This is a genomic window from Pseudomonas sp. GW821-FHT07G10, from assembly GCF_059418545.1.
The window spans coordinates 169,894-181,900 of the sequence record NZ_JBWKQB010000008.1 but is presented as its reverse complement, the minus strand read 5'-3'; the positions used below and the strand labels follow the sequence as shown (position 1 = coordinate 181,900).

Here is a 12,007-nt window from a genome sequence, read left to right as displayed (position 1 = left end):
TGCGTGGGAATGCCTCACTGGACGCGCAGCAATCGCTTCGGCAGTGACGCAGAGCGTCACGGGCTGCATTCCCACGCGGGAGCGTGGGAACGATGCATAGGGCCGGTCTTGAAGATCGATCCACTTGGTGATTAGGGTGGGGGAGTTGGATCGTTCCCACGCGCTGCGTGGGAATGCCTCACTGGACGCGCAGCAATCGCTTCGGCAGTGACGCAGAGCGTCACGGCTGCATTCCCACGCGGGAGCGTGGGAACGATCCATAGTCTTGAAGATCAATCTTGCAACCGTTATATGGCCCTCACCAGCAACGATTGCGATATCCCGGCTCTGTTTGTCGACACTCAAGCTCCCCTCGATGTGTTGCTGGAGGCTGCCGATCACCGCATTCGGGCGGTCACTCAGGTGATGGAGAGCCTGGCCATGGCCGGCGCGATTCAAGCCGGGGTTCTTCCGGGCATCTCTATCCGGTGCTGATGCACCCGTCGATAAAGCGTCGCACGGGAAATACCCAAGGCTTTTGCGGCGGCTATCGGTTTCCAGCGGTGACGGACCAATGCATCGAGCAGCGCCTGACGCTCTGGACAATCGGTGGTTTCGTTACCGCCGGTCGAGGGCAGGGCGTCGAGCCCTGAACCCTGTAGTTGCCCCGGCAAATGACTCAACTGGATGACGTGCGCCTCACACACGGCGCAGGCGTAGCGCAGGACATGGCGCAGCTCACGGACATTGCCCGGCCAGCGATAGCCGAGCAGGCACTCCAGCGCTGCGGTGCTGATTTTCACCGACACACCGCACAGCTCCGATTCCTCAGCGAGAACGCGGTTGATCAACGCCAAACGGTCACTGCGTTCGCGCAAGGGCGGCAACTGGAAGCGCGCTCCGCCGAGGCGAAAGTACAGATCTTCACGGAAGTCTCCGCTCCTGACCAGTCCTTCCAGGTTACGGTGGGTCGCACAGATCACCTGAATATCCACGACCCTGGACCGAGAAGCGCCCAGTGGCGCTACTTCACCCTCCGCCAGGACCCGCAGTAACCGGGTCTGCAAAGCCAGCGGCATGTCACCAATTTCGTCGAGGAACAGCGTGCCGGTATCGGCCTGTTGCAGCAGGCCTTGCAGGCCTTTGCTCGATGCGCCGGTGAAGGCCCCGGCAACATAGCCGAACAGTTCACTCTCGATCAGGCTCTCCGGGATCGCTGCACAGTTCACCGCGATGAAAGGGCGCTCGCGTCGGCTGCTCGCCTGGTGCAGTTGACGGGCGAACACTTCCTTGCCCGATCCGGTTTCCCCCTGAATCAGCACCGGCAAGTTACGGTCCTTGACTCGTACCGCCAGGCGCAGGCTTTCGGCGATACGCGGGTCAAGTTCCGTGGCGGCGATTTCAACCCGCGAGGACCTTTTGGCAGGACGGCGAGGGGCGCTCAAGCGTGCATGCAGTTCACTCTGCCCGCCGTGATTGCGCAGCAGGCAAAGGGACTCGTCCGTCGCTCGATGCAGGATCTGCTGGTCGAATACCTGGCCGATATGCTCGGGGAGCTGACCGTAGCGCTGCAGCAAAAACTGGCGTGCCGCCGGGTTCAGCGCCTTGAGGCTGCCTTCCTCATCCCAGGCGAACAGGAAGTCGGGCTGGCTATCAACATAACCGGGGGTGCTGTGGGCACGCAGCACCCAGTAACCCTGGACGCTATTCATGAAAAATGCCTGTTCGATTTCCCGGGCGCTCTGCACCACCATTTGCCGGATCAGGTGCTGGGAACGGCGGTCATCGGGGGACTGCACGGCCGACACATCGAGTACCCCGAGCAACTCGCCCTGTGGGTCGAAGACCGGCGCGGCAGAGCAGGTCAGACCGATGAACGCTGCGCGGAAATGATCACGTTTGTGGACTGTGACCGGCGCCTTGGCGGTGAGTACCGCAGCGACTCCGCAGGTGCCTTCTTCGCCTTCCGACCAGCAGGTGCCCAGATACAACCCGGCCTTGCGGCAGTCATTGCGAATTGCCGCCTCGACCCGATAGTCGATGGTCTGGCCCTGTGCGTCGGTAAGCAGCACGCAGTAGTCAGCGTCGCGTACCCGGCCATGGAGGCGGGCAACTTCTTCGCTGGCGATACGCAGGAACAGTTCGGAGCGCTCGCGGCATTCATTGAGCACGTTCTGCGAAAGAATACGCGGCCCCTGCAACGAGCCAGGGTCGAGATGGTGCTGCTCCATGGAGCGGCGCCAGGAATCGAGAATCAGGCTCGGTACCGGCACTTGCGGCAAGTGCGCGGCATTCTTCAGTACGCGACTGACGCAATCCACATGGGCCTTAGAGTGTGCGGAAAGCATAGGGCCTCCGTTTCCAGCTTTTTGTAGTTGTGCGGCCATTAAGCGCTGTTCATAGCCTTCAGACAAGCGACAGGACGCCGACCGATCGAGGTGAGACGCAACGTCTCAGCGTCTCGCTTTCCTTGCGCGCAACCTGACATGCCGCGTCTCAGAAACGGCGTGCCCCGGGTGCTCCCATATTCTTCATGAACCTCTCTAGTTCGGGCGTTTTCAGCGACTTACAGCGTTATGGCATCGGCCTTGCTCTAGCCCAGGCAACCATAACAATAACGAGAGGTTCCTGTATGTCCCACTGCCGATCCGTTTCCCCGGGCTGCTCCCGACCTGGCTGTTCGACTGTCCGGGTTACGCCATGAGCCGTGCGCCATTGACGGTGGGGATCATTGCCAACCCGGCGTCGGGTCGAGACCTGCGGCGGTTGACCGCCAATGCCGGGCTGTTTTCCAGCACCGACAAGGTCTCAGTGATTCAGCGTCTGCTAGCTGCATTCGGTGCTACTGGCGTCGAGCAGGTGCTGATCCCCACCGACATGACCGGCATCGCCGCGGCAGTGCTGAAGAACAGCCAGGGCCGACAGGCACGCGCCAGTCATTGGCCAGCTCTGGAATTTCTCGACATCACCCTGCGCCAGAGCGTCGAAGACACCCGCAAGGCGGCGCGTTTGATGGCCGAGCGCGGCGTGTCGCTGATTGCAGTCCTGGGCGGCGACGGTACCCACAAAGCGGTGGCGGCCGAGATTGGCGATATCCCGTTGCTGACCCTGTCCACCGGCACTAACAACGCCTTTCCCGAATTGCGCGAAGCCACCAGTGCCGGTCTGGCTGGCGGGCTTTTCGCCAGCGGGCGGATTCCTCCCGAGATTGCCCTGCGACGCAATAAACGCCTGTTAGTCCGCGAGCCCACCCGAGGTGTGTGCGAATGGGCATTGGTGGATGTTGCAGTGTCGTCGTTGCCGTTTATCGGCGCTCGGGCGATCAGCCGCGCAGCGGATCTGGCGGAGGTTTTCGTGACTTTCGCCGAGCCCCAGGCCATCGGGCTTTCGGCGCTGTGCGGCTTGTGGTTTCCGGTGTCCCGCCAGGCCCCGGGCGGAGCCTGGATGCGCCTTGATCCGCAATCTTGCGAGGCGTTGCTGGTACCGCTGGCGCCCGGTCTGTTGCAAGGCTGCGGGGTACTCGCCGCCGGTAGCCTGGAGCCGGGCGTCGCCCATTGCCTGTCGTTGCCCAGCGGCACCCTGGCCCTGGATGGCGAACGGGAAATCGAGTTCAACGCCCATGACCGGCCCACCGTCACCCTCGACGCCTGCGGCCCACTGAGCATCGATGTAACCGCCGCACTGGCCTACGCGGCGCAACGCCGACTGCTGTCCATCGGCCGTGATCACCCGCAACACCCCGTGAATCTTTCGACTCGAGACAACCCTGGAGAATAAAAATGTCGACACACCTGTCCGCTGATCAATTGCTGCATGCCTACAAGGTGATGCGCACCATCCGCGCTTTCGAAGAGCGCCTGCACGTGGAGTTCGCCACCGGCGAGATTCCCGGTTTTGTCCACCTCTACGCTGGCGAAGAAGCCTCCGCTGCCGGGGTCATGGCCCATCTTGGCGATGACGATTGCATCGCCTCCAACCACCGTGGCCACGGTCATTGCATCGCCAAAGGCGTCGATGTGGACGGGATGATGGCCGAGATCTACGGCAAGAAAACCGGGGTCTGCCAGGGCAAGGGCGGCTCCATGCATATTGCCGATTTCGAGAAAGGCATGCTCGGCGCCAACGGTATCGTTGGTGCCGGAGCCCCCCTGGTTGTCGGCGCGGCGCTGGCGGCCAGACTCAAGGGCACCGACAGCGTGGCGGTGGTGTTTTTCGGTGACGGCGGCTCTAACGAAGGCGCGGTGTTCGAAGCGATGAACATGGCTTCGGTGTGGAATCTGCCATGCCTGTTCATTGCCGAGAACAACGGTTATGCCGAGGCCACGGCGTCCAACTGGTCAGTGGCCTGCGATCACATTGCCGACCGTGCCGCCGGGTTCGGCATGCCTGGGGTCACGGTGGACGGCTTCGACTTCTTCGCCGTTCAAGAAGCCGCCGGCGCCGCCGTCGAACGTGCCCGCGCCGGCGAGGGTCCGTCGCTGATCGAGGTCAAATTGACTCGCTACTACGGCCACTTCGAGGGCGATGCCCAGACCTATCGGGCCCCTGACGAAGTGAAGCATTTTCGCGAGCACAACGACTGCCTGATGCAATTTCGCGAGCGCACCACTCGGGCCGGTCTGGTCGATGCCAGCCAACTGGACCAGATCGACGACGAGGTCGAGCGGCTGATCGAAAACGCGGTGCGCAAGGCCAAATCCGATCCCAAACCGACGGCGGCCGACCTGCTCACCGACGTTTACGTCTCCTATCCCTGAACGCCCCCAATAACAAGAATCGAGACCTTCATCATGGCGAGAAAAATCAGCTATCAACAGGCAATCAATGAAGCCCTGGCCCAGGAAATGCACCGCGACCCCAGTGTATTCATCATGGGCGAGGACGTGGCGGGTGGCGCCGGTGCCCCCGGTGAAAACGACGCCTGGGGTGGTGTGCTCGGGGTCACCAAAGGGCTTTACCACCAATTTCCCGGACGGGTACTGGACACTCCCTTGTCCGAACTGGGCTATGTCGGTGCTGCTGTCGGCGCTGCGACCTGCGGTGTGCGGCCGGTATGCGAGTTAATGTTCGTCGACTTTGCCGGCTGTTGCCTGGACCAGATCCTCAATCAGGCGGCGAAATTCCGCTATATGTTCGGCGGCAAGGCCTCTACGCCGCTGGTCATCCGCACTATGGTCGGCGCCGGCCTGCGGGCGGCCGCTCAGCACTCGCAAATGCTCACCTCTGTGTGGACCCACATCCCTGGCTTGAAAGTGGTCTGCCCGTCGTCGCCCTATGACGCCAAAGGTTTGTTGATCCAGGCGATTCGCGACAACGATCCGGTGATTTTCTGTGAGCACAAGATGCTCTACAGCCTGCAAGGCGAGGTGCCGGAAGAGCTCTATGCGATTCCTTTTGGCGAGGCCAACGTCCTTCGCGATGGCAAGGACGTAACCCTGGTTTCCTACGGCCGTACGGCTAATCTGGCGATGGACGCGGCCCGCAGTCTGGCGGGGCGCGGTATCGACTGCGAGGTGATCGACCTGCGCACCACCAGCCCGCTGGATGAGGACAGCATCCTTGAAAGCGTGGAAAAGACCGGACGCCTGGTGGTGATCGACGAAGCCAACCCGCGCTGTTCGATGGCCACCGACATTTGCGCACTGGTGGCGCAAAAAGCCTTTTCGGCCTTGCGGGCACCGACCGAAATGGTCACCGCGCCGCATACTCCGGTGCCGTTCTCCGACGCCCTGGAGGACCTGTACATCCCTGACGCGGCGAAGATCGAAGCCGCGGTGCTCAAGCTCATCGAGTGGAGGACGCGCCCATGAGCCAGATCCACACCCTGACCATGCCCAAGTGGGGGCTGTCGATGACTGAAGGGCGGGTCGACGTCTGGCTCAAGGAGCAGGGCGATGCCATCGTCAAGGGCGATGAAGTGCTCGATGTGGAAACCGACAAAATTTCCAGCAGTGTCGAAGCACCGTTTTCCGGGGTATTGCGACGCACCATTGCGCGTCAGGACGAAACCCTGTCGGTCGGTGCCTTGCTCGGCATCATCGTCGAGGGAGAAGCCAGTGAGGAAGAAATCGACGCGGTGGTCGAGCAGTTCCAGGCCAGCTTCGTGCCGGGAGATGCTGGTGATGAAGACAGCGGGCCAGCACCGCAAAAGATCGAGCTGGACGGGCGCATCATTCGCTATTTCGAGCGCGGAGAGGGCTGCACACCGCTGCTATTGATACATGGCTTGGGCGGTGATCTGAACAACTGGATGTTCAACCACGAAGCGCTGGCCGCAGGGAGACGGGTGATCGCACTGGATCTGCCGGGCCACGGCGAGTCGGGCAAGACGCTATTGCGCGGTGACCTTGATGAATTGAGTGAGGTGGTACTGGCGTTACTTGATCATCTGGACATTGAGGCCGTGCATCTGGTCGGGCATTCCATGGGCGGGGCGGTGTCCTTGAACACCGCGCGGCTTGCACCACAGCGGGTGCGCTCGCTGACCCTGATCGGCAGCGCTGGTCTGGGGGCGCAGATCAATGGCGATTACCTGCAAGGCTTTATTGACGCGACCAACCGCAACGCGCTCAAGCCACAGCTGGTGCAATTGTTCTCCAATCCAGAATTGGTGAACCGTCAGATGCTCGAAGACATGCTCAAGTACAAGCGACTGGAAGGTGTCGATAGCGCCTTGCGCCAGCTGGCCTGCACGCTGTTCACCGCAGGGCAACAGCAGGTCGACCTGCGTGCAGTGGTGCAAGACGGACCGCAACCGGTGCTGCTGATCTGGGGCAGCGATGACGCGATCATTCCGGTTGCGCACGCCGAGGGTTTGTCAGCGCAGGTCCAATTGCTCCCGGGCCAGGCGCACATGGTGCAAATGGAAGCGGCGGAGCAGGTCAACCGGCTGATTCTCGACTTTGTGCAACAACACTGACGGCGTCCCCGGCTGCCTTCGCGGCAGGCGGGCCTGAGCGATTTCAAGGAGAAACGATCCATGAGTCTTTCAAGCAAGCAAACCCGCAGCATGCGCGCTGCCGTCTGGCATGGCCGCAACGATATCCGCGTGGAAGACGTGCCGCTGCCCATCGCGCCACCTGCCGGCTGGGTGCAGATCCGCGTGAAGTGGTGCGGCATCTGCGGCTCCGACCTGCATGAATACGCTGCAGGGCCGGTGTTCATCCCGGTAGACGCACCGCACCCGCTGACCGGGATCAAGGGCCAATGCATTCTCGGCCATGAGTTCTGCGGTGAGATTGTCGGGATGGGTGCCGATGTAAGCGGCTTCACGGTCGGTGAGCAAGTGGCCGCCGATGCCTGTCAGCATTGCGGCACCTGCTACTACTGCACCCACGGGCTGTACAACATTTGCGAGAACCTGGCCTTCACCGGGTTGATGAACAACGGTGCCTTCGCCGAACTGGTCAACGTCCCGGCCAACCTGCTGTACAAACTGCCGGCCAACTTTCCCGCCGAAGCCGGCGCACTGATCGAGCCGCTGGCGGTAGGCATGCATGCGGTGAAAAAAGCCGGCAGCCTGTTGGGTCAGAACGTGGTGGTGGTCGGCGCCGGGACCATCGGCCTGTGCACCATCATGTGCGCCAAAGCGGCCGGAGCCGCCCAGGTCATCGCCCTGGAAATGTCCAGTGCGCGAAAGGCCAAGGCAGTGGAAGTCGGCGCCAGCCACGTGCTGGACCCCAACCAATGCGACGCACTGGCCGAAGTTCGCCGCCTGACCGGTGGCCTGGGCGCGGACGTCAGCTTCGAATGTATCGGGAACAAACACACGGCCAAACTGGCCATCGATCTGATCCGCAAGGCAGGCAAATGTGTGCTGGTGGGCATCTTCGAAGAGCCGAGCGAATTCAACTTCTTCGAGCTGGTGGCCACCGAGAAACAGGTGTTGGGGGCCTTGGCCTACAACGGCGAATTTGCCGATGTGATCGCTTTTATTGCCGATGGCCGGCTGGATATCACGCCACTGGTGACCGGGCGAATCAACCTGGAACAAATCGTCAGTCAGGGCTTTGAAGAACTGGTCAACAACAAGGAGCACAACGTAAAGATCATCGTGTCGCCGAATTCACTCTGATCGGTTTGAAACGCTGGAAACGTCGATGGCCTATGCGGGCCATCGCACGTTCTTCTTACAGAGGGACAATGGGACTGTTCAGCCTTCTTTGCAGGTTATCCAGGCGCCCCAGAACAGGCTGCTGAAAAATCGTGTAGCGGTGCCAAAACCTGCATCGTTGAGCAATTGCTGTATCGCGGCTTCGGAATGTGGAGGAGCGAGCTTGCTCCGGGCGGCGTTCCGACGATGGACCTGAGGGCGACGCGTTTATCCAGCAAACACGCGTCATCGTTAACGTCATCGCGAGCAATCGAACGTCGACCGGCTGCTCCCACAAAGGCTGCGTTCGCTTAACTGACCGGCATTAGCCGATCCCGGCCCTGTCTCAATGCACAATCTGCGCAAGAAACGCTTTGGCCCGTGCGCTCTTCGGCGCGCCAAAGAAGTCATTCGGCGGTGCATCCTCGATGATTTTTCCGCCGTCCAGAAACAGCACCCTTTCAGCTACTTGCCGGGCGAAGCCCATTTCGTGGGTGACGCAGAGCATGGTCATGCCGCTGCCGGCGAGTTTGACCATGACGTCGAGGACTTCACTGACCATTTCCGGGTCCAGCGCTGAGGTCGGTTCGTCGAACAGCATGATTTTCGGTTCCATGCACAGCGCCCGGGCGATGGCTACGCGCTGTTGCTGGCCGCCGGAGAGTTGGCTGGGGTATTTGTCGGCCTGGTTTTCGATGCCGACTTTGTTGAGGTAGTTGCGCGCCAATTCTTCGGCTGTTTTACGCGGCAGGCCGCGTACCGACATCGGCGCCAGGGTGCAGTTGTCGAGGACGCTCATGTGCGGGAACAGGTTGAAGTGCTGGAACACCATGCCCACTTCGCTGCGCACTTTGGCGGCTTGGCGGGTGTTCTGCGACAGGTCGGTGTCGTCGATCAGAATGCTGCCTTTTTCGGCGATTTCCAGCCGGTTGATGCAGCGGATCAAGGTCGACTTGCCGGAGCCGGAAGGTCCGCAGAGGACGATGCGTTCGCCTTCGCGGACTTTCAAATCGATACCGCGCAGCACATGGAAGGCGCCGTAGTACTTGTCCAGCCCGTTGATATCGACCACGACTTTGCGGGTATCGGCGGCAGCGAACACAGAGGGTTGCAGCAGGGCAGTACTGGTTTGCATGCTCAGGTCTCCAGCGATCAATGGAAGCGATCGGCGCTATAGGGCGCCGGGTCGGTAAACGGCATGCTGCCGGTCATCATTTCAGCCAGCAGGCGACCGCTGACCGGACCCAGGGTCAGGCCGTGGTGAGCGTGGCCGAAGTTGAACCACAGCCCCGGGTGGCGACTGGCCGGGCCAATCACCGGGCACATGTCCGGCAGGCACGGCCGGCGACCGAGCCAGGGTAGGGCATCGAGGCGTTCGCCCAGCGGGTAGAAGTGCCGGGCATGCTCTTCGCAGCGGCGCAGCTGGATTTCATTGATCGGGTCATCGCTGTCGGCGAACTCGATGCCGGTGGTCAAACGAATGCCGCGCACCATCGGCGCCAGCACGTAGCCGCCCACCGGATCGAGAATCGGGTGATGCAGATGCGTGCCGGGCCTGGCCGCGTAGTGCATGTGGTAGCCGCGCTTGATCGCCAATGGAATGCGATAGCCCAGAGGTTCGAAAAGATCTCGGGCCTGGGGGCCGAGGGCGATCACTGCCTCGTTGCCGGTGATCAGGCCCTCGTCGCTTTGCACCTGCCATTGGCCGTTGTTTTGGCGCAGGGTCAGGGCGTCGCCAAGGACGAAGGTTCCACCGCGTTTTTTGAACAGCTCGGCGTAACCCCGGGTCAGGCCGCCCGGATCGCTGACGGTCTTGGGGTCCAGCCAGTGCAGGCCCCCGATAATGTCGGCATGCAGCCCGGATTCGCGCTGGTGGATCTGCTGTTGGTCGAGGACCACATAGTTCAACCCGTACTCGCTCAGATCCAAGGCATCCTGTTGGGCCTTTTCGAATGCGGCCGGATCGCGAAAGGCTTCGATCCAGCCGTCGCCTTGAATCAGTCCGGTCATGCCGGCCGGTTCCGCCAGCAGGTCATGTTCGCTGACGCAGCGCTCCACCAGCGGCAGCATGGTGCGGGTGGCCGCGGCCAGTCCTTTGGGGCCAGAATGGCGCCAGTACTGCAGCAACCATGGGCCGGCCTTGGGCAGATGGCGCAGGCTGTAGCGCACGTCGGACTGTTGGTTGAGGCCATAGCGCAGCAACTTCGAGAGCTGACGCGGGAACGCGTAGGGAATCACGCTGGCGCGCTCGATCAACCCGGCGTTGCCGTGGCTGGTGCCGTTGCCCGGTTGCTGGCGGTCGAGCAGCACCACTTTGCGGCCGCGAGCCTGCAAATGTAACGCCGTGCTGACGCCGACAATCCCGGCGCCAAGAACAATGGTTTCGCAATGCATGGATAGATCCTTGGTACACGGGCAGCGATGGCCGCCCGGGAAAGTCGGTTCAGTTCAAATGACGGCCCAGGCGGCCTTCGATCAGTTTCAGGCTGCGTCGCACCACTTCAACGATCAGCAGATAAAGCACCGCGGCCCACAGGTAGATCTGGAAATCGAAGCTGCGGGAGAAGGCCAGCTTGGTCACACCCATCAGGTCGTAGATGGTCACCAGCGAGGCAATGGCGCTGGCCTTGATCATCAGGATCAGCTCGTTACCCAGCGGCCCGATGGCCACCAGCAACGACTGCGGCAGGATGACTTTGCGAAAGGTCGTCCAGCGCGACAGGCTCAAGGCTTTCGAGGCTTCGCGCTGGCCCTGGGCGACCGCCAGGAGGCTGCCACGCAGAATTTCGGCCTGATAGGCCGCAGTGTTCAGCGTGAACGCCAGCAATGTGCAGAACCAGGCATCACGGAAGAACCACCACAGACCGACGTCTTGCCAGAAACTTTTGAACGAACCCAGGCCGTAATACAGCATGAACAGCTGCGCCAGAAGCGGCGAGCCACGGAAGAAGTACACGTAGGCGCCGGTAAAGCTGCGCACAAAACGGTTGCTAGATAGCCGGCCCAGGGCGATCAGCAGGCCGAGCAGGGCGCCCAGCGTGAAGGAAATCGCTACCAGTTTGCCGGTCACCAGCAACCCGTCGATAAAGCGCGCCCCATAGCGCTCGATCAGTTCGGGGCTGAGGAACAGGTTCAGCACATCATCGAAGCTCATGGCCGGGCACTCCGTTGATGGCGGCTGAAGTACTGCTCGAGAAAGTGGAACAAGCGACCGGACAGTGCCGAGAAAAACAGGTAACCGAAGCAGGCCACGGCGTAGAAAAACATCGGCTCCTTGGTCACGCTGACGGCCAGGTTGGTCTGACGCATCAGGTCGACCAGTGAAATGGTCGATACCAGCGAGGTGTCCTTGAGCAGTGATAGCCAGTTATTCGACAGACCCGGCAGGGCAATGCGCGCCAGTTGCGGGAGCACGACTTTGCGAAAGGTGGTGCGCTTGGACAGCCCCAGTGCTGCGGCCGCTTCGAACTGCCCCTTGGGCACGGTCTTGAAGGCACCGAGCCAGATCTGGCTGGAAAATGCGGCGAACACCAGGCTGAAGGCGATCATCGCGGCAACGAAGGTGTTGATCGTCACTTCGGTCTGATAGCCCATTGCGGCGAGAATCTTCTGCGCGGCGATCTGGCAACCGTAATAAATGATCAGCAGCGTCAGCAGCTCGGGCAGCCCACGGAATACCGTTGAAAACGCTGTGGCCCAGACCCGCAGCCAGCGTCGTCTGGAGCGCGCCGCCAGCGCCACACCCAGGCCCAGCGGCAAGCCGATCGGCACACAGCTGAGGGCCAGGGCGATGGTCACCACAGCACCGGCCAACAAGGCCGAACCCCAACCGCCGCTGGCAAAAGATAACAGTGACAGATGTTCGAACATGCCCGAACCCTCTCGCGAAATTAAGCCTGCACGCCGCCGACGCGCTCACACGGAGCGCGGGGCAGG

Annotated in this window: 10 protein-coding genes and 2 pseudogenes; 6 read left to right on the top strand and 6 right to left on the bottom strand. The window is 61.6% G+C overall.

Features of this window, described 5'->3' with window-relative positions:
• Positions 1 to 291: 291 nt before the first annotated feature.
• Positions 292 to 438 (top strand): annotated as a pseudogene (locus AC07O1_RS12450) (short-chain dehydrogenase); the annotation flags it as partial.
• Here AC07O1_RS12450 and AC07O1_RS12445 read toward each other — a convergent pair.
• Positions 435 to 2,327 (bottom strand): sigma-54-dependent Fis family transcriptional regulator, encoded by a 1,893-nt coding sequence (locus AC07O1_RS12445; RefSeq protein WP_495088970.1) that lies wholly within the window; start codon positions 2,325 to 2,327, stop codon positions 435 to 437. The pseudogene AC07O1_RS12450 and the gene AC07O1_RS12445 overlap by 4 nt on opposite strands.
• Before the next feature lie 352 nt (positions 2,328 to 2,679).
• Between AC07O1_RS12445 and AC07O1_RS12440 the strand changes: the two genes are divergently transcribed.
• The 5 genes from AC07O1_RS12440 to AC07O1_RS12420 all read left to right on the top strand — a co-directional run bounded on the left by AC07O1_RS12440 (position 2,680) and on the right by AC07O1_RS12420 (position 8,053).
• The gene (locus tag AC07O1_RS12440; RefSeq protein WP_495088969.1) at positions 2,680 to 3,756 is read left to right on the top strand and encodes an ATP-NAD kinase family protein; all 1,077 of its coding nucleotides are present in this window, start codon (positions 2,680 to 2,682) and stop codon (positions 3,754 to 3,756) included.
• Positions 3,757 to 3,758: 2 nt separating this feature from the next.
• Complete coding sequence (locus AC07O1_RS12435) at positions 3,759 to 4,736, top strand: thiamine pyrophosphate-dependent dehydrogenase E1 component subunit alpha (protein WP_494992785.1); 978 nt, start codon at positions 3,759 to 3,761, stop codon at positions 4,734 to 4,736.
• Positions 4,737 to 4,769: 33 nt separating this feature from the next.
• The gene (locus AC07O1_RS12430; protein WP_495088968.1) at positions 4,770 to 5,789 is read left to right on the top strand and encodes an alpha-ketoacid dehydrogenase subunit beta; all 1,020 of its coding nucleotides are present in this window, start codon (positions 4,770 to 4,772) and stop codon (positions 5,787 to 5,789) included.
• A complete protein-coding gene (locus tag AC07O1_RS12425) occupies positions 5,786 to 6,898 on the top strand; it encodes an acetoin dehydrogenase dihydrolipoyllysine-residue acetyltransferase subunit (RefSeq protein WP_495088967.1) in 1,113 nt (370 codons plus the stop codon). Before AC07O1_RS12430 ends, AC07O1_RS12425 begins: the two co-directional genes overlap by 4 nt.
• 90 nt (positions 6,899 to 6,988) lie before the next feature.
• Positions 6,989 to 8,053: a 2,3-butanediol dehydrogenase gene (locus tag AC07O1_RS12420; RefSeq protein WP_495088972.1), complete on the top strand. Its 1,065-nt coding sequence runs from the start codon at positions 6,989 to 6,991 to the stop codon at positions 8,051 to 8,053.
• Positions 8,054 to 8,131: 78 nt separating this feature from the next.
• Here AC07O1_RS12420 and AC07O1_RS12415 read toward each other — a convergent pair.
• The 5 genes and pseudogenes from AC07O1_RS12415 to AC07O1_RS12395 form a co-directional block, all read right to left on the bottom strand.
• Positions 8,132 to 8,248: pseudogene (locus tag AC07O1_RS12415) on the bottom strand (SAM-dependent methyltransferase); the annotation flags it as partial.
• 169 nt (positions 8,249 to 8,417) lie between these two features.
• Entirely contained in the window at positions 8,418 to 9,206 is a 789-nt protein-coding gene (locus AC07O1_RS12410) for an amino acid ABC transporter ATP-binding protein (protein WP_495088966.1), read from the bottom strand.
• A 17-nt stretch (positions 9,207 to 9,223) separates the two neighbouring features.
• Positions 9,224 to 10,465, bottom strand: a complete 1,242-nt coding sequence (locus AC07O1_RS12405) for an NAD(P)/FAD-dependent oxidoreductase (protein WP_495088965.1) — start codon at positions 10,463 to 10,465, stop codon at positions 9,224 to 9,226.
• 49 nt (positions 10,466 to 10,514) lie between these two features.
• Positions 10,515 to 11,225, bottom strand: a complete 711-nt coding sequence (locus tag AC07O1_RS12400; RefSeq protein ID WP_494992791.1) for an ABC transporter permease — start codon at positions 11,223 to 11,225, stop codon at positions 10,515 to 10,517.
• Complete coding sequence (locus AC07O1_RS12395; RefSeq protein WP_494992792.1) at positions 11,222 to 11,941, bottom strand: ABC transporter permease; 720 nt, start codon at positions 11,939 to 11,941, stop codon at positions 11,222 to 11,224. The genes AC07O1_RS12400 and AC07O1_RS12395 overlap by 4 nt, the downstream gene beginning before the upstream one ends.
• Positions 11,942 to 12,007 lie beyond the last annotated feature (66 nt).